Origin of the sequence: Variovorax sp. H27-G14 (assembly GCF_046156345.1) — a bacterium.
Classification (GTDB): Bacteria; Pseudomonadota; Gammaproteobacteria; order Burkholderiales; family Burkholderiaceae_C; genus Variovorax.
In genome coordinates, this window is record NZ_JAYLVN010000009.1 from 166,639 (window position 1) to 183,566 (window position 16,928).

Genomic DNA, 16,928 nt, shown 5'->3' on the forward strand with positions numbered 1-16,928 from the left:
TTCCTGCTTGATGTCATACACCCCGGCGTTCACCTACATCAGCGCCTTCGCATCCGTCGCCTCGTTCAGCGCTATCGCGCGCGCTTGGCGCACCTGCACCAAGGGCACGAACGAGCCGGCTTCGTGGATGTAGTGCACGCTCCAGCCGTACTCGCTCCCCTCCTCCAGCGCTGACCGGCTCTCCGTGCTTTCGAACGCGAGCAGCTTCATTCAATTTTTAAAGAACTCACGAGCAACTAGGTTCTGACCCCGATTTTCTTCACTTTTCATTTCACGGCATCATCATTGGTTTGATTAGTACACTTGCATTTTTCTCACATAGCAACCAACAAGTCATGGAGTTAATAAGACTCGGACCCCAATTTATTCCACGATCAAAACTATTGAGTAATTGATCTAAATTTCCACTCGATATTTGCGACCACCCGCCTACAGTCGCAAATCAATGCCATGTAGATCAGTCACCAATTCCACATTGGTGTCGAAATATTTTTCCGATGGCGCATGTCCAGCCAGTTTTAGATATAGAGCGCGCAAGTAACCAACCTTGTCTTCGACTTCATCCAGCAACACTTCATGTGGCACCACGGCGCGCCAGTAACGATCAGGCTCACCTGACAAAAGAATAAACTCAATGGATTCCAACACCCTTTGCTTGCTTAAAGGCCCGCAACTGTTGAATTTAGCCTTCATCGCGTCAAATAGCTTGGCACGGCAACTCTCGTCGTTGATATTAAAATCATCGAGTTCATCGTCACTCATGGAAAACAGGTAGTAGTACATCTTGGAGATGTACCCAAGGAAGATTTTCATTGCGAGCAAGGCATTGTCGGCTATCGAAATTCAAGCAGAGCAGTGCGTGCATAACTCAAAAAAATCACGCCCATATTCGGATCAAATTTCTTCAGCAGAAAAAGATATCGCGGAATTGGCGTCGAATCTTCCTCTAGATCGGGCTCCCACCCCTCTTCATCAGAAACACAACATACAGCACATCGAGCCAGTGCGGCCAGAGCAGGTTGTTCTTTTTCGACCCGGCTACAAAGTTTTATAAGTTCGACTCTGCGCTGTCGCCGCAATTCGTCACTGGCATCGGTACCAAAGCTGTGAATTGCGGACTGAACGCATTGAGCCACAACGGTCAATTCGGAAGAAAACCCAAAGTCCCGTTCAATCTTTTCACTTGAGATCAGGGAAAACAGGAATTCCGCGTACATCTTCATCATTTGTACATGAAGAATTTTGTTGTCGATCAACGCTTGTTCGAGGGTTTCGAGAGTTTTTTCCTCGACCTCACTGAACGGTCCAATCATTTTTTTGCTCCATCACAAACGCCGAGCCTAGCCATCACATGGCCACAAGAACTGCAGAACGGCAGTTCCTTTCCATCATTTCTAACGGTAGCCGATTTCCCACCGTTAACGATCTTTCGAAGCTCCTCCGTGTTTGAAACTTGGTGTTGATTGGCAATCCCGCTCAATACGTCAGGTTCGCCGCACCACGAATGCGGGTCAGATTGCTGCTCTACAGGTACGGAGTCGTAGATTTCCTTATTCACCGCGTTGGAAGCGCCCTTTCCACCCGCTCCGTCGTCTCGCTTTGCGCCATCTCGCGCCTGACGCACCTGCACCAAGGCACGAAAGAGCCGGCCTCGTGGATGTAGTGCACGCTCCAGCCGTGCTCGCTCCCTCCTTCAGCGCTGACCGGCTCTGCGTGCTTTCGAACGCGAACAGCTTCATTCAATTTTTAAAGAACTCACGAGTAATTAGGTTCTGACCCCAATTCTGCATAGCTCCCAATCCTGCAGAAAGACGGCGTGCCAGCACCGATTCAGATCATGTGACTTTCTTCAAATAAATCTCGATGAATGCCTCAGTTTTCATATACCGCTGAAAATATCTTGACTTCGTACTCGAGTTCCTGCACTTCGAAAATTGCTTTCTTGCACTTACTAAACACCGTAATATCTCTGGTTCCCTTGACCCGATAAAAGCTTTGAATTAGTGCTTCTGGATTTCGCACCGATAGCTCCAAAATAAAAGGGATCTCGAATAAAACGAGTAACTCATTTCCGAATTTATCAATAAAATTCTCAAATTCTTCAATAATTTTTTGGACGGCATCTTCAATTGGCAATAAAAAATTAGGCTTCGAGTCAAACGCCAAGTTTTTCTTCATAATATTTTCTTGCCAAGAAATATCATGTGCGTCAGCCATTCCCAAGCGACAACTATCCAAGCCATCCAATTTCGCCAGAAGTTCGACGCCTCGTCGCTGAGTTATTTTTTCTCTTATTTTATTAGCACGGATAATCGACATGGTGGTCTCCCGTTTTTGGATCATCTATTTTTTGATATCGATCATTGCAAAAATCGTAATTCCGTGGATCGGCACCTTTGGCTTCGCCAGCGTGTACATGCGGTGCTCGTCTCGGATCGTTGGTATGTTCTACCACCACTTTCTTTGCACCGGCTGCATCCACATATTCGTAAAATCGCCCAAATTCACCGGGATTTTCTGAATATACGTAGTTTTTCATTCCGCGTCGTTTTGGATCATTTCCGACCTGCCACTGGCCAGTTGGCTGGGAAGTCTTTTCGCCAAATCCTTTCCTCGATTCAACGCCGTGCGACGCGACCCGCACGTTGTCTAATTCTTTTCTCCGTCGCTTGAGGCGTCATTACTCTTTCTGTGAGAAAGTCCCAGCGGATCAACCCACTCAATTGGATTTTCAGCATAAGAATTCGAATTAAATCCTCCTGCTAATTTAATTGGATCCTTGCTGGCAAATCGTCAAGAGTACGGATCGAAATACCGATGCCGGTTGTAATGCAGCCCCGTTTCCTCATCGAAATACTGCCCCTGAAACCGAATCGGGTTCCTGAACCCTGCCCGTCTCCGTGCCTCGCTGATCGCCTCCCGCGCTTCCCCCCACGCCTTGTACTGCGCCGACCAGGCCACGCTGCCTTCATGGTCCGTCAGCTCCTGCAGCGTGCCCAGGTGATCGCATTGATAGAACGCCATCTCCTTCCTGTCGAACGCACGCGGCACGTTCCTCTGCTCACCGTTCCAAAGCGGGTCCTGCTCGATGTCATAGGCCCCGCCGTTCGCCTCCATCAGCGCCTTCGCATCCGTCATCTCGTTCAGCGCCATCGCGCGCGCCTGGCGCACCTGCACCAAGGGCACGAACGAGCCGGCCTCGTGGATGTAGTGCACGCTCCAGCCTTGCTCGCTCCCCTCCTTCAGCGCTAAGCGGCTCGGCGTGCGAACGCGAGCAGCTTCATTCAATTTTTAAAGAGCTCACGAGTAATGAGGTTCTGATCCCAATTTTTCCCGAAATTTGGAAATTCAATCATCCACTACGACAGGAAAATATTCATTGATACGAGCAACTGCGGTGGCAGCATCGGGATCTATGCCGACATACTACTTCAATTGCTCGTTTGAGTTAATTTTGTCCATGGATCGAAAAACGGCCGAAAAATATTGATTTCTCTTTTCATCTTCGTTTTCCCCATAGGAGGTCTCGATAGAAGACAAATAGTATTTATCTCCGATTCTGCCAAATCTGAAAATCAAAAGATTATCATAGGCAAAAGCACCCTCGTCGATGTCGCCAAGATATAGCACTCTCGATGTGCGACGATTCAGCGTGCCAATTTCATTGAGTATCTTGAGTAAAAATGTCAATTCAACTTTTTTGGGCATGACAGAAAAGGAGGTATTAACATAGTCTCCACGATAAAAAAGGTTTTTCATCGTCAGTTGAACATGTGCGGCCCTAAATCTAATTAGACATTCTTTTTCAAGAGCCAAAAACTCGTCAGCATCTCCTACGCTAGAAAATCCACACTTAAGACTTCTTTGAAAATCAAAAGGATAAAATTTGAACTTTCCTTTCGAGCGAAGATTTCCCGAAGAGACATACTCTTCAATCAATTCGAAAAATCCGAGATCAATAAAATGTGGCTCAAATTTTTTCATTTCATTTCGCAGGATTAGTCCCGGCCTTTTGGTGTGTCTCCAAAATTACTTTCACTTTTGCCAGCTCTGCCGCCCGTGGCGTCCCAGAATATCGTGCGCAACAGCCCATTCATGGACCGAAATGCCGACCGGATACTTCGTCAGAACACCGGTCAGGCCGCACCTTTCGATCCATTTCACGGCCTCGTCCTTGTCGTGAAAGACGGCCGAGGCGAATTTCGCGTTCGCGCCGTGAAAGATCCAGACTTCCTGGATTTGAGCCATTCGCGCCCTTTGGTTTTTTTGCTGATCGCTTTAATTAGATGGGAAGCTCTTGCTCGGCCTCAGACAACCCTGCAGCGTCAGCTATTCGGAATAATTCAAACCTTGAGGTCCGATTTCATCGACAAGAAAAAAATCATCCGCAGCCACCGGAGACGGAGTGCTATTCGTTAGTACAAAAAGAATCGCTTCCAAATACTCGCGCCGGTCTATCACTCGATTAAGCGAAAGATCATGTGGAATGGCATTTCTCCATAGATTGTCATTGGAATAATTTGCAATAATTAAATTTATCCCGTCAATTATGTTGTTTTTAGAAATTGGGCCGAATTTTAAAAAACTGCGCTTCATTTCCTCAAAAAGAATTTCTCTATTGGCGGGAAGATTTATATCAAAATCCTCCAACTCCTCATCGCTCTTACCAAGCAAATAATCATAGAGGCCGCGCAAATAATTAAGGTTCAGTGAATTCATAGTTGTGGATAAGCCGTATAAATTTCGCCGGAATTATTTCTGCGAACGGTGACTCGAGAAGTGGTGATAGGGCATCCTCCGCCACTGCGATAACCTTCACCAATAGGACTCCCCCCAGCCCGACGGTCGTACTACCGCGATTTGGCTTTTACGAGTTCATCAATGGCGAGATTGAGGTCCGAACTCACAGAGTCAGGAATTTTTAAATTTTTTCCCCCTGCTATAAAATCCTGCACTCCAGCGTAGAGAGCATCGACAAATTCAGCTAACTTGATCGGGTCATTCGATACGAAGCTCCCGCTTTGTGGCTCGTAATACCGATACCGGTTGTAATGCAGCCCCGTTTCCTCATCGAAATACTGCCCCTGAAACCGAATCGGATTGCTGAACCCAGCCCGTCTCCCCGCCTCGCTGATCGCCTCCCGCGCCTCCCCCCACGCTTTTACTGCGCCGACCATGCCACGCCGCCTTCATGGTCCGTCAGCTCCTGCGGCGTGCCCAGGTGATCGCATTGATAGAACGCCATCTCCTTCCGGTCGAACGCGCGCGGCGCACTGCTGCGCCCTTCACCGTTCCACAGCGGGTCCTGCTCGATGTCATACACCCCGCCGTTCGCCTCCATCAGCGCCTTCGCATCCGTCGTCTCGTTCAGCGCCATCGCGCGCGCCTGGCGCACCTGCACCAGTTGCCCGGACGAGCCGGCCTCGTGGATGTAGTGCACGCTCCAGCCGTGTTCGCTCCCCTCCTTCAGCGCTTCTTGCCCTCGAATAAGAGCAGCTTCATTTAAGGTTTAAAGCACTTACGAGCTAACGAGGACCTGATTCCAAGCCCTCTCTCAATTCTTCAGCTTGAACAGATTTCGCGAGCTTGACAAGTCAATTGATCGGCCGCTTCATAAACTCTTTTTTTCATATCCACCTCATAAAGATCTGCACTACTAGTCATCGCCCCCCACATATCCAAAAATATTTCAGCCAGGCTTTTTGGTATGTCCCTTTTTCCGTTCAAGTGATTTTTAATTTCCCTAAGAAGCCCAATCAAATCTTTGTACAAGGCCTCATTAAGGCCTTTTTTTTCGCGAATCTCCAGATCGAAATCTAGCCACTTCTCAATAAAAACATCAATTAACTGATCCGACATATTTATTCCTTAGGGCCTAACAATTTTTATTGCCGACGGAGGCACACGCCCAACAATTAGAACCTCGCCAGATGCTTGCGCTCGGCGGCGAGCGGTTGTGCCTTTCAACGGACTGCAATCACTATTCAAGTCCAATGAATCCTGTACTTGCGATAGATCAATACCTGCAATTCGCTCCTTTCCAGTTCCATATCTCGTCGAATTAGTCACTGCTTGCTCATAGGTCCGAGATGCAGAAATGTACTGGGTTTTCACACTATCCTTTGACGCATGCAACACGTGCCCCTCAACGGAATAATTTGCGGCTGGATCGCTGGCCGAAAATCCGATCCCAGGATCTTCATCAGGCCTCAAGACACGATATGCATGGCCGCTTTTGCATTTGCAGCAAGGCTGGTGTTCAATAGCTGGTGCAGGGTCAGATTTCTTGCGCCGCTGAAGGCCCCATGGGTCAATCCATGCAGTTGTATTTGGCGCATATTCATGGAAATTTAAACCGCCAGCCAACCCTATCGGGTCTTTTGAAGTAAATCTTCCTGAATAAGGGTCGTAATACCGATACCGGTTGTAATGCAGCCCCGTCTCTTCATCAAAATACTGTCCCTGAAACCGAATCGGGTTCCTGAACCCCGCCCGTCTCCCTGCCTCGCTGATCGCCTCCCGCGCTTCCCCCCACGCTTTGTACTGCCCCGACCACGCGACGCTGCCTTCATGGTCCGTCAGCTCCTGCGGCGTGCCCAGGTGATCGCACTGATAGAACGCCATCTCCTTCCGGTCGAACGCACGCGGCACGTTCCTCTGCTCACCGTTCCACAGCGGGTCCTGCTCAATGTCGTAGACCCCGCCGTTCGCCTCCATCAGCGCCTTCGCATCCGTCGTCTCGCCCAGCGCCATCGCGCGCGCCTGGCGCACCTGCACCAACGGCACGAACGAGCCGGCCTCGTGGATGTAGTGCACGCTCCAGCCGTGTTCGCTCCCCTCCTTCAGCGCTGACCGGCTCTGCGTGCTCTCGAACGCGAGCACGTCGCCGTCCCAGCCGAAGAGCGTGGTCGCCTCGCTCGAGCGCTTGGCGATGCGGCGGCCCAACGGGTCGTAGGCGAAGGTGGTGGTGACGCCGCTCTGGTCCGTGGCGGCGGTCATGCGGTTGAAGCCGTCCCATGCGAAGCCGGTGCGCCAGCCGTTGCGCACGCGCTCGGTCATGTTGCCGCGCTCGTCGTAGCGGTAGCTGGTGCCGGCGTAGTTCTTCAGCAGGTTGTCCAGCAGCTTGTGGACCGCACCGGTCGCGTGTTGCCGGGCTGCATCGTCTGCTGTTGCCGGGTCGGCGATGTTGCCCGCCGGGTCGAACGCGAACACCTCGCGCCCCACGCGGCTGTTGGCTTCGAGCAGGCGGCCCACCGGGTCGTAGCGGTAGCTCAGGTTGCCGCGCCGGCTGTCGCCGATGGCCACGAGCTGCCCGGCCTTGTCGTAGCTGTAGCTGCGCGCAATGCCGGCAGCCCCGGCCACGGTTCCGTCGACGGGCATGGCCTCGATGGCACCTGGCCTTGTGCGCGAGATCTGTTGTTCGAGCAACCGGCCGGCGGGGTCGTAGGTCTGGCGCTGGCTCAGGCCGTTGCCCTGCTCGCGCACCACTTCGCGGTGCAGGTCGTCGCGCTCGAAGCCCAGGATGTCCTGCCCGTCGACCAGCAACCCGTGCACATGGCCGGAGCCGTAGGTGAGCCACTGGGTGACGTGGCCGTCGGGCCGCACGGTGGCGATGCGTTGGTTGAGCTCGTCGTAGCGGTGCTGCCACACGGCCGTGCGCTTGCGCTCCAGGTAGTCGTGATGCTCGCGCGTAAGGTTGCCGGCGGGGTCGTAGAACCATTGCAGGCGCGCATCGGCGTTGGCCGCTTCGACGAGGCGGCCGTTGCGGTCGTAGCCGAAGCGCTCGCGCTGTTCGCCGGCCCGGCGTTCGCTCAGGCGGCCCAGCGGGTCGAATTCGAGTTGGGTGCGGTGGCCGGCCTCCACCACCTCGGCCAGGATGCCGGTGGTTTCCTCGTGCACGTACTGCGTGCTCTTGCGGTCGAAGCCGGTTTCTTCGAGCAAGCGGCCGACGGGGTCGTAAGCGAAGTTGTAGCGGCTGCCGTTCTCGTTGTGCAGTTCGGTGAGGCGGCCGAGCAGGTCCCAGTGGTACTTGAGCGATCGGCCCGCGGCGTCGGTGCGGCCTGCGACCAGGCCGGCGCGCGTGTAGCTGTAGCGCGTGGTGCGCCCCAGCGCGTCGGTGTGGCTCAGCAAGCGGCCTTCGGCGTCGTGCGCGAAGTGTTCGCTGGTGTCGTCGGGCTGCACGATCTGTTCGAGCTGGCCGGCGGCGTAGCGGTAGCCGGTGATATGGCCGGCGGCGTCGGTGGCCTTGGTGAGGCGGCCGCGTTCGTCATAGGCCCAGTGGCTGGTCTTGGCGGAGCAGTCGGTGTAGCTGAGCAGCTGGCCCGACGGGGAATAGGTCAGCGTTTTAACGCCGCCCTTGGCATCGGTGATGCGCTCGGGCCGGCCGGCCTTGTCGTAGGCGTATTCGGTGTTGTGGCCGAGCGGGTCGGTCTCTTCGGTGAGGTGGCCTTGCGCGTCGTGGTCGCGCTTCCAAACGCCGCCTTCGGCATCGCGGATGCCGGTCATGCGGTGCAGCGTGTCGTATTCGAAGTGCACGCGGCTGCCGTCGGCGCGGGTGTGCGTCTGCAGGTTGCCGTCTTGGTCGTAGGTGTAGTCGTCGGTGCTGCCGTCGGTGTGAATGTGGCGGGTGATGTTCTTGGCGTCATCACGAAAGAACCACTCCTGCAGCCGGTCGGGGTGGATCACGCGGTAGGTGTAGCCCTGAATGTCGTAGTAGTGCCAGGTCTCCCCGCCCAATGCATCGGTCACGTAGGTGAGGCGAATGTTGGGGTCCCACTCCAGCGTGAGCGCAAAGCTGCCGTCGTCGGACCACTCGCGCACGGCCTTGGCATCTGCGCCGGTGCCGTCGTAGGCGAGGTTCATCGCCCGGCCGGTGCGGTCGGTGTAGCGGGTGACCAGGTGGTGGCTGTAGGTGTAGGCCCAGGCCGCGCCGTCTTCGTCTTGTGCAGTGACGAGGTCGCGTTGCGCGTCGTGCGTGTAGGCGGCCAGTCGGCGAACGACCTGGCCGTCTTTCAGCTCCCACAGCGACTGGATGAGGCCGGTCTGCGCATCGGGCTGCGTGCCGACGTGCGCCATGGTCGCGTCGCCCTGCTTGCTGATGATGTCGCTGAGCACATGCTCGCCCGTGGCGGCAATGAAGTGGTCGTAGCGCAGGCCGATGGACTTGCCGTCTTTCGCCTGCTGCGCCACCAGCCTGAAGTGCGGCTGCTTGCCGTCGACCCGTTCGTACAGCTCGCGCCATTCGCTTTGCTCGCCCGCGGGCAGCGGCTTGCCGAAGTCCAGCGCCAGCAGGCTTTCGCTCAGGCGCGTGAGGGTGACTTCTTCAATGGCATCGAAGTGGCTCTGCCCCACCGCCAGCACCGGGTACGCATGGCTGCGCCCGTCGGCTGCGTGGTACACGAAGCTGGCACGCCCCTGGCGCGGGCCGCGCGCGGGCGTGGCCATGTCCACGCGCATGCCGAAGGGGGTGATCCAGCGCGCGCCAATGCTGCCGCCGTCGAACGCACAGAGGTCGCTCGCATAGGTGCGCGACCATTCGATGGGCAGCGGCGCGGCCAGCGCGAAGTCGGTGTGGGTGAAGCTCTCGTTGCCGATGGCAAGGCTGACCGAGCCGCCCACGCGCGACGTGGCGGGGCAGTTCTTGCAGCCGCCGGTTGCATGCGCCGGCGCCTGCTTGCTGATGTGCCCGAGCGGCGTGCCCGGCAAGGTCTTGTGCGACTCGGCTCCCTTGTGCGCCGGCACGATCGCGTTGCCCTTGTGCTTCTTGCGCAGCAGCGCGTCGCGCAGCTTGTGCAGCAGCCACATGACGCTGGCCTGCGCCTCGCGGTCGGCCAGCTTCGACAACTGGCCGCGCAGCAGGCGCTTGAAGTCCAGCATCTGCGTGACGACGCCGTTGAGCCGGGTGGCGACACCCGCGGGCAGTTGGCTCGCGGCGGCCTTGGCCACGTAGTTGGCCGACTGCTTGGTGTAGCGCACCGCGCTGCCCCACATGCGGCTCCAGGTGCTCTGCGTCTTGGGGTCGTGCACCTTGCTCTCGGCGGCGGCCGGCTTGGCCACGGTGAACAGGTCTTTCTGGCCGAGCACGCGGCGCATGATGTCCACGAGGTTGTCGATGACCTTGTCGGCCAGGTCGGCGCAGTCTTTCAGGATGCCGCCGAGCTTGGCGATGGCGCCGTCGATGAACTTGTCCAGCTCGCCCATGATGGTGGCGTTCAGGTGCCCCACCAATGCGGTGACGATGGCTTCGCCCAGGTTGGAGGCGGCGGTCTTCAGCTCTTGCTTCACCAGGTGCAGCGTGGGCCGAAGGCTCATGCGCGCGGCGGCCATGGAGGGCGGCAGCGGAATGAGCCCGATGAGGTTGATGCCCAGGCTCACCCAGGTCAGAAAGGCGTCGACGCTGTCCTTGGTTTTTTTCTCGACGATGGTGATGATGTCCAGAAACACATCGACCAGCGCCATGATGTTGCCGACGATGGGAATGCTCCCCAGCACCATGGTGAGCCGCTCCAGCGTGACGTAGTCGCCGCTGATGGAGCGCAGCCAGGTGTCCACCGCCTTGCTGGCGGCGGCGATGTCTTCCGCACCGATGGTGTTCAGCGGCGCAACGGCCGTCTGGGTTTCGCGCTCGGGCGCCTTCTTCGGCGTTTGCGATCCTTCTTGCGACTCCGCCATTTTTTTCTCCCTCCGGACCTGTAGGTTGTGCTGCCGACGTCAGGGCTGTCGACGTCAGGGCTGTATCACGCAGTCCGACATCGTCAGGTAGACCGACCCCATGGCGAACCCGACCTCGCAGGTGGCGGTGAACTTGGCGCCGCGCCGCATCGCGCCGATCTTTGCGTTCTGCGCATCGTCGGCCGGTGTCAGTCGCGCGAGCTCCTTGTTGCCGCCCACGTCGGCGGCCCGGATCAGCGACGAGCCGTCCATGGACTCCGATGCTTCCAGCACCACGCCCGAGAACTTCACCTGCCGGCCGTACTCGGGCATGCCGACGGCGCGGCGGCCCTGCTTCTCGTAGCTGGCGTACAGCTTGGTGAGCGTGGTCGCGGTCTGCGCCTGCGCAGCGGTGAACGGGGCGCTCGCCAGAAAGGCGGCGGCGATGGCGGTGGCGAAAGCGGTATTGATGTTTTTCATGGCGATGAAATTTCCTGTTCTTCAGTTGATGTTGGCGCCCTGGAATTCGAGCTGTTCGAAGGTGCTGCCCGTGAAGTCGACACTGCGCCCCTGCAGCCCCTGCGCATGCACCACGGTGCCGCCGCAGTTCAGCACGCCCACGTCGTTCCACTGTCCGCCCGCGAAGCTGATGTCGTCCCAGTGGCACTGGGTGAAGGTGCTGGCGCTGATGCTGCCGCCGTCGAAGTTGGCGCGCGTGAAGTTGCAGTTGACGAAGGTGCAACCCGACACCGAGATGCCGCCGAAGTCGCACTGCGTGAAGCTGCAGCCGGTGAACTGGCAGCCCGTCCAGCCCGCCTGCTTGAAGCTGGTGGCGGTGAAGCTGGTGCCGGTGAAGGCAGTAGCGGCGAACTGCGCAAGGCCGAGGTCCAGCCCCGCGTAGGCGAAGCTGTCGGCCTGGCCCACAAGCCCGGCGGGCGCGCCGCCCGCGCCTTTGCGCCAAATGTCGTGCGCGAGGATGATGATCTGCGAGCTCACGGGCGCTGGGGTCCGCCGGGTGCCTTGGTGGCCTGAGCGGCTTGCGCGGCCTCTGCTTCCTTCAGCGTCTGCGCCGCCGCGGCATTGCCGTTCTTCAGCGACTCAGCCGCCCACCGTACCGCCTGCGCCAGGTCTTTGCGGTCGCCGTGCAGGTAGTCGTAGGCCAGGTTGTTCTGCGCAACCGCATGGCCGCCCTTCGCGGCAATGCCGAGCCAGTGCAGGCGCTTGGCGGGGTCGTAGTCGACCAGGGTATGGAACTGCGCGAGGCGGAACGCGGCCTCTGCCCCTTCTGCATTTGCGGCTTCGGCCTTGGCCGCGAGCGCGGTGCGCTCGTCGGGCGAGAGCCGGAAACTGGAGGCCCCCGAAATCGGCGAAGGGGGGGTGCTGTTGTCCATGGCAAATGCCTCCATGACGGGGTTGAAGAGTACGAGCGGCACCAGCAGCGCGGGCAGCCGGAGCAGGGTTGAAGCAGTGAATGTCTTCATGGTTGAAAGGTGTGCCATTTGCCGGGGTCCGCCGTGTCCATGGTGCCGTCGGGTTTCATGCCGGCCGGCTTGCTGACGCCGCTGGGCCAGATCCACAGAAACTTGTCGGGCCCGCTGACGGGGGCGTTGAGTTCGGTGGCGAGCTTCTTGGCGTAGGGGTCGGCGCCCTTGCCGGTGTTGCACGACAGCAGCACCACGTGCTGGCCCTCCTGGTACGACGGGTGCGCCTTGATGCGCTCGGCCATCTGCTTGGGCGAGATGGGGTTGTGCGCGCCGTCGACCATGAGGTTCTCGTTGCCGTGCCCGCCCACCATGAAGGCGCCCTTGGGGCGGGGAATTTTTTCGGCGGAGTTGTGGATGGCCTCGCTGGTCGGAAACAGGTTGATGTCGGCCAACCCCAGCGGATCGATGCCGCGCACCGGGTTGTTGCCCACGTACACATGCAGGTTGAGCCCGCCCGCCAGCCCCAGCGGATCGCGCGACACATAGCGCCCGCTGGCGGGGTCGTAGTAGCGGTGCCGGTTGTAGTGCAGGCCGGTTTCGGCGTCGAAGTACTGCCCCTGAAAGCGGATGGGGTTGGCAAAGCCCGCGCGCCGCCCGGCCTCGGCAATGGCCTCGCGCGCCTCGCCCCAGGCCTTGTACTGCGCGGACCAGGCCAGGCGCCCTTGGTGATCGGTAAGGGCCTGCGGCGTGCCCAGGTGGTCGCATTGGTAGAAGGCGATTTCGTCGCGCGCAAAGGCCTGCGGCGCGGGCTGCTGTTCGCCGTTCCACAGCGGATCGAGTTCGATGTCGTAGGCGCCGCCGTTGTCGGCCATGAGGGCCTGCACGTCGGGCGTGCGCGCCAGCACGACGGCCTGGGCGCGGCGCACCTGCACCAGCGGCGCGAAGCTGCCGGGCTCGTGGATGTAGTGCACGCTGGCGCCGCAGCCTTCGTTCTCTTGCTCGCCGGCCACGCTCTGCGTGCTTTCGAAGGCGAGCATGTCGCCGTCCCAGCTGAAGCGGGTGATGCGGTCGTGCGAGCGCTTGGCGATGCGCCGGCCCAACGGGTCGTAGCGGAAGGTGGTCGCGTTGCCGTCTTCTTCCACGGCGGCGGTCATGCGGTCGAAGCCGTCCCAGGTGAAGGTGGTGGTGCGGCCGCCGCGCGTGCGCGCCACCATGTTGCCGTGCGCGTCGTAGCGGTAGCGGATGGCTGCGTACGACTTGAGCAGGTTGTCGAGCAGCCGCGACGTGGCGGCCGATGTTGCCGATGCTGCCGACGCATTCGATGCCGCATGCGCAGGCCCGGCGGTGCCATCGATGTTGCCCGCCGGATCGAAGGCGAACAGCTCGCGGCCGTAGCGGCCGGTGGCCTCCACCAGGCGGCCCACTGGGTCGTAGCGGTAGCCGGTGTTGCCGTGCCGGCTGTCGCCGATGGCCACCAGCTGGCCCGACTTGTCGTAGCTGTAGGTGCGGTGCAGGTCCAGCGTTTCGATGGCGCTCGGCTGGGTCTGCGCGATCTGCTGCTCCAGCCTGCGGCCCACGCTGTCGTAGCGCAGGCGCTGGCTCAGGCCGTTGCCTTGTTCGCGCAGCACTTCGCGGTGCAGGTCGTCGCGCTCGAAGCCCAGGATGTCCTGGCCGTCGAGCAAGAGGCCGTGCACGTGGCCGGAGCCGTAGGTCAGCCACTGGGTGACGTGGCCGTCGGGCCGCACGGTGGCGATGCGATGGTTGAGCGCGTCGTAGCGGTGCTGCCAGACGGCCGTGCGCCCGCTCTCCAGGCAGTGCTGATGCTCGCGCGTGAGGTTGCCGGCCGCGTCGTGGAACCACTGCAGGCGGGCATCGCCGTTCGCGGCTTCGATCATTCGGCCGTTGGCGTCGAAGGCGAAGCGCTCGGCCTGCTCGCCGACGCGGCGCGACACCAGGCGGCCCATGGCGTCGAATTCGAAGTGGGTGACGCGTGCGGCTTCGCCTTCGTTGTTGCTCTCACTCTTTCTCTCGATCACTTCGACCAGCCGGCCGGTGCTCTCTTCGCGCCGGTACTGCGTGGTCTTGCGGTCGAAGCCGGTTTCTTCGAGCAACCGGCCGACGGGGTCGTAGGCAAAGTTGTAGCGGCTGCCGTTCTCGTTGTGCAGTTCGGTCAGGCGGCCCAGCAGGTCCCAGTGGTACTTGAGCGAGCGGCCGGCGGCGTCGGTGCGGCCCGCTACCAGGCCGGCGCGCGTGTAGCTGTAGCGCGTGGCGCGCCCCAGCGGGTCGGTGTGCGCCAGCACGCGGCTTTCGGCGTCGTGCACGAGATGTTCGCGCGTGCCGTCGGGCGACGTTATTTCTTCGAGCCGGCCCGGGGCGTTGCCCTGTGCGTTGCCCTGTGCGTTGCGTGCCGCGCCTTCGCCCGACGGCGTGTAGCGGTAGCGCGTGGCGTTGCCCGCCGCGTCGATGGCGGCGACCATGCGGCCGCGGCTGTCGTACGCCCAGCGGCGCGTTTTGCCCGAGCAGTCGGTCAGGCTCGCCAGGCGGCTGTCGGGCGTGTAGCTCATGCGGCGCGTGCCGCCCTTGGCATCGGTGATGCGCTCGGGCCGGCCGGCCTTGTCGTAGGCGTATTCGGTCTTGTGGCCGAGCGGGTCGGTCTGCTCTGTCAGGTGGCCTTGCGCGTCGTAGTCACGCTTCCACATGCCGCCTTCGCCGTCGCGAATGCCGGTGAGCCGGTTCTGCGTGTCGTACGCGTAATGCACGCGGCTGCCGTCCGCGCGGGTGTGGGTCTGCAGGTTTCCGTCTTGGTCGTAGGTGCAGTCGTCGGTGCTGCCGTCGGTGTGAATGTGACGGGTGACGTTTTTTTCGTCATCGCGAAAGAACCACTCCTGCAGCCCGTCAGCGTGGATCACGCGGTAGGTGTAGCCGTCGATGTCGTAGTAGTGCCAGGTCTCGCCGCCCAAGGCATCGGTCACGTAGGTGAGGCGAATGTTCGCGTCCCACTCCAGCGTGAGCGCGAAGCTGCCGTCGTCGGTCCACTCGCGCACGGCCTTGGCATTGGCGCCGGTGCCGTCATAGGCCAGGTTCATGCCGCGGCCTGTGCGGTCGGTGTAGCGGGTGACCAAATGGTTTGCGCAGGTGTAGGCCCAGCTCGCGCCGTCTTCGTCCTGCGCGGCCACGAGGTCGCATTGCGCGTCGTGCGTGTAGGCGGCCAGTTGGCGAACGACCTGGCCATCCTTGATTTCCCACAGCGACTGGATGAGACCGGTCTGCGCATCGGGCAAGGTGCCGACGTGCGCCATCACCGCGTCGCCCTGCTTGCTGACGATGTCGCTCAGCACATGCTCGCCCGTGGCAGCGATGAAGTGGTCGTAGCGCAGGCCGATGGACTTGCCGTCTTGCGCCTGTTGCGCCACCAGCCTGAAGTGCGGCTGCGGGCTTTCCACGCGCTCATACAGTTCGCGCCATTCGCCTTGCAGGCCGAAGTCCAGCGCCAGCAGCGTGTCGCCGAGCAGGCTCAGCGTGATGTCTTCCACCGCGTCGCGGTGCACCTGCCCGACGGCCAGCGCCGGGTAGGTGTGGCTGCGGCCGTCGGCGCCGTGGTAGACGAGCCGGCCCTGCGCGGTGATGTCCAGCCGCGTGGTGAAGGCCGTAGTCCAGCGCGCGCCGAGCACGCCGCGGTCGTAGACGCTCAGCTGGCTGCGGTACACGCGCTGCCATGCGATGGGCAGCGGTGCGCCCAGCACGAAGTCGGTGTGCACAAAGCTTTCGCAGCCGGTCGCCAGGCTGATGGAGCCGCCCACGCCCGCGCGCGCCGGCTTGTTGCGGCAGCCCGGGTCGTTGCGGGCAGGGGCCTGCTTGCTGATGTGGCCCAGTTGCGCGCCGGGGCGGTCCTTGTCGGCCACCGCGCCGTGGCTCGGCGGCACGATGGCCGAGCGCTGGCCCTTCTTGCGCTGAATGGCCGCCAGCAGCTTGTGCAGCAGCCACATGATGCTGGCCTGCGCCTCGCGGTCGGCCAGCTTGCCGAGCTGGCGCCTGAAGACGACCTTGAAGTCCAGCATGCGCGTGATGACGCCGTTGACCCGCGCCGCCACGCCGTCGGGCAACTGGTGGGCCGCCGCCTTGGCCACGTAGTTGGCGGACTGCTTGGTGTAGCGCACCGCGCTGCCCCACATGCGGCTCCAGGTGCTCTGCGTCTTGGGGTCGTGCACCTTGGTCTCCGGCGTGGGCGGCGTGCCGACGGTGAACAGGTCTTTCTGGCCGAGCACGCGGCGCAGCACGTCGATGAGGTTGTCGACCACGCTGTCGGCGAGCTTGGCGCAGGCCTTGAGCATGTCGTCCAGCTTGGCGATGGCGCCGTCGATGAACTTGTCGAGCTCGCCCATGATGGTGGCGTTCAGGTGGCCTACCAAAGCGGTGACGATGGCTTCACCCAGGTTGGAGGCGGCGGTCTTCAGCTCTTGCTTCACCAGGTGCAGCGTGGGCCGCAGGCTCATGCGCGCGGCGGCCATGGAGGGCGGCAACGGAATCAGCCCGATGAGGTTGATGCCCAGGCTCACCCACAGCAGAAATTCGTCGATGCCGTCCTTGGCTTTTTTCTCGACGATGTTGATGATGTCCAGAAACACGTCGACCAGCGCCATGATGTTGCCGACGATGGGAATGCTCCCCAGCACCATGGTGAGCCGCTCCAGCGTGACGTAGCCGCCGCTGAAGGAGCGCAGCCAGTCGTCCACCGCCTTGCTGGACGCCGCGATGTCGTCGGCGACGATGGTGTTCAGCGGTGCGACCGCGGTCTGGGGTGGGCGCTGCGTTGGCGCCTTGGCGTCTTCCGTCCCTGGCATTTTTTTATTTCTC

General features: G+C 60.2%; 16 protein-coding genes and 1 pseudogene. All 17 read right to left on the reverse strand.

Translation table 11 applies throughout. The features are described from left to right. Positions 1–33: 33 nt before the first annotated feature. The 17 genes and pseudogenes from VLK31_RS21330 to VLK31_RS21410 all read right to left on the reverse strand — a co-directional run bounded on the left by VLK31_RS21330 (position 34) and on the right by VLK31_RS21410 (position 16,915). The gene (locus VLK31_RS21330) at positions 34–210 is read right to left on the reverse strand and encodes a hypothetical protein (RefSeq protein WP_409170434.1); all 177 of its coding nucleotides are present in this window, start codon (positions 208–210) and stop codon (positions 34–36) included. A gap of 219 nt (positions 211–429) precedes the next feature. Beyond that, a complete protein-coding gene (locus VLK31_RS21335; protein ID WP_409170435.1) occupies positions 430–762 on the reverse strand; it encodes a hypothetical protein in 333 nt (110 codons plus the stop codon). Positions 763–833: 71 nt separating this feature from the next. Further along, positions 834–1,313, reverse strand: a complete 480-nt coding sequence (locus tag VLK31_RS21340) for a hypothetical protein (RefSeq protein WP_409170436.1) — start codon at positions 1,311–1,313, stop codon at positions 834–836. Between the two features lie 559 nt (positions 1,314–1,872). Continuing rightward, positions 1,873–2,319: a hypothetical protein gene (locus VLK31_RS21345; protein ID WP_409170437.1), complete on the reverse strand. Its 447-nt coding sequence runs from the start codon at positions 2,317–2,319 to the stop codon at positions 1,873–1,875. Then, on the reverse strand, positions 2,300–2,539 hold the full coding sequence (locus VLK31_RS21350; protein WP_409170438.1) for an HNH/endonuclease VII fold putative polymorphic toxin: 240 nt from the start codon (positions 2,537–2,539) through the stop codon (positions 2,300–2,302). The genes VLK31_RS21345 and VLK31_RS21350 overlap by 20 nt, the downstream gene beginning before the upstream one ends. Before the next feature lie 110 nt (positions 2,540–2,649). After that, a pseudogene (locus tag VLK31_RS21355) lies at positions 2,650–3,153 on the reverse strand (RHS repeat domain-containing protein). A 273-nt stretch (positions 3,154–3,426) separates the two neighbouring features. Next, complete coding sequence (locus VLK31_RS21360) at positions 3,427–3,984, reverse strand: hypothetical protein (protein ID WP_409170439.1); 558 nt, start codon at positions 3,982–3,984, stop codon at positions 3,427–3,429. A 51-nt stretch (positions 3,985–4,035) separates the two neighbouring features. Continuing rightward, positions 4,036–4,248: a hypothetical protein gene (locus VLK31_RS21365; protein ID WP_409170440.1), complete on the reverse strand. Its 213-nt coding sequence runs from the start codon at positions 4,246–4,248 to the stop codon at positions 4,036–4,038. A gap of 81 nt (positions 4,249–4,329) precedes the next feature. Further along, entirely contained in the window at positions 4,330–4,719 is a 390-nt protein-coding gene (locus VLK31_RS21370) for a hypothetical protein (protein WP_409170441.1), read from the reverse strand. 131 nt (positions 4,720–4,850) lie between these two features. Then, positions 4,851–5,177, reverse strand: coding sequence for an RHS repeat-associated core domain-containing protein (locus VLK31_RS21375; RefSeq protein ID WP_409170442.1), 327 nt, complete (start codon positions 5,175–5,177; stop codon positions 4,851–4,853). After that, positions 5,162–5,440, reverse strand: a complete 279-nt coding sequence (locus tag VLK31_RS21380; RefSeq protein ID WP_409170443.1) for an RHS domain-containing protein — start codon at positions 5,438–5,440, stop codon at positions 5,162–5,164. Before VLK31_RS21380 ends, VLK31_RS21375 begins: the two co-directional genes overlap by 16 nt. A 122-nt stretch (positions 5,441–5,562) precedes the next feature. Beyond that, positions 5,563–5,859: a hypothetical protein gene (locus VLK31_RS21385; RefSeq protein WP_409170444.1), complete on the reverse strand. Its 297-nt coding sequence runs from the start codon at positions 5,857–5,859 to the stop codon at positions 5,563–5,565. A 9-nt stretch (positions 5,860–5,868) separates the two neighbouring features. Further along, positions 5,869–10,671, reverse strand: coding sequence for an RHS repeat-associated core domain-containing protein (locus VLK31_RS21390; protein ID WP_409170445.1), 4,803 nt, complete (start codon positions 10,669–10,671; stop codon positions 5,869–5,871). Positions 10,672–10,725: 54 nt separating this feature from the next. Then, positions 10,726–11,130 carry a hypothetical protein gene (locus VLK31_RS21395; RefSeq protein ID WP_409170446.1) on the reverse strand — a complete coding sequence of 135 codons (405 nt, stop codon included), beginning with the start codon at positions 11,128–11,130 and terminating at the stop codon, positions 10,726–10,728. A gap of 21 nt (positions 11,131–11,151) precedes the next feature. Continuing rightward, the gene (locus tag VLK31_RS21400) at positions 11,152–11,646 is read right to left on the reverse strand and encodes a pentapeptide repeat-containing protein (RefSeq protein ID WP_409170447.1); all 495 of its coding nucleotides are present in this window, start codon (positions 11,644–11,646) and stop codon (positions 11,152–11,154) included. After that, positions 11,643–12,131: a hypothetical protein gene (locus VLK31_RS21405; protein WP_409170448.1), complete on the reverse strand. Its 489-nt coding sequence runs from the start codon at positions 12,129–12,131 to the stop codon at positions 11,643–11,645. The genes VLK31_RS21400 and VLK31_RS21405 overlap by 4 nt, the downstream gene beginning before the upstream one ends. Further along, positions 12,128–16,915, reverse strand: coding sequence for an RHS repeat-associated core domain-containing protein (locus tag VLK31_RS21410; protein ID WP_409170449.1), 4,788 nt, complete (start codon positions 16,913–16,915; stop codon positions 12,128–12,130). Before VLK31_RS21410 ends, VLK31_RS21405 begins: the two co-directional genes overlap by 4 nt. Positions 16,916–16,928 lie beyond the last annotated feature (13 nt).

Coding starts and splice junctions, on each gene's coding strand:
- VLK31_RS21330 (WP_409170434.1), bottom strand. CDS start 210: ATGAAGCTGCTCGCGTTCGAAAGCACGGAGAGCCGGTCAGCGCTGGAG.
- VLK31_RS21335 (WP_409170435.1), bottom strand. CDS start 762: ATGAGTGACGATGAACTCGATGATTTTAATATCAACGACGAGAGTTGC.
- VLK31_RS21340 (WP_409170436.1), bottom strand. CDS start 1,313: ATGATTGGACCGTTCAGTGAGGTCGAGGAAAAAACTCTCGAAACCCTC.
- VLK31_RS21345 (WP_409170437.1), bottom strand. CDS start 2,319: ATGTCGATTATCCGTGCTAATAAAATAAGAGAAAAAATAACTCAGCGA.
- VLK31_RS21350 (WP_409170438.1), bottom strand. CDS start 2,539: ATGAAAAACTACGTATATTCAGAAAATCCCGGTGAATTTGGGCGATTT.
- VLK31_RS21360 (WP_409170439.1), bottom strand. CDS start 3,984: ATGAAAAAATTTGAGCCACATTTTATTGATCTCGGATTTTTCGAATTG.
- VLK31_RS21365 (WP_409170440.1), bottom strand. CDS start 4,248: ATGGCTCAAATCCAGGAAGTCTGGATCTTTCACGGCGCGAACGCGAAA.
- VLK31_RS21370 (WP_409170441.1), bottom strand. CDS start 4,719: ATGAATTCACTGAACCTTAATTATTTGCGCGGCCTCTATGATTATTTG.
- VLK31_RS21375 (WP_409170442.1), bottom strand. CDS start 5,177: ATGGTCGGCGCAGTAAAAGCGTGGGGGGAGGCGCGGGAGGCGATCAGC.
- VLK31_RS21385 (WP_409170444.1), bottom strand. CDS start 5,859: ATGTCGGATCAGTTAATTGATGTTTTTATTGAGAAGTGGCTAGATTTC.
- VLK31_RS21390 (WP_409170445.1), bottom strand. CDS start 10,671: ATGGCGGAGTCGCAAGAAGGATCGCAAACGCCGAAGAAGGCGCCCGAG.
- VLK31_RS21395 (WP_409170446.1), bottom strand. CDS start 11,130: ATGAAAAACATCAATACCGCTTTCGCCACCGCCATCGCCGCCGCCTTT.
- VLK31_RS21405 (WP_409170448.1), bottom strand. CDS start 12,131: ATGAAGACATTCACTGCTTCAACCCTGCTCCGGCTGCCCGCGCTGCTG.
- VLK31_RS21410 (WP_409170449.1), bottom strand. CDS start 16,915: ATGCCAGGGACGGAAGACGCCAAGGCGCCAACGCAGCGCCCACCCCAG.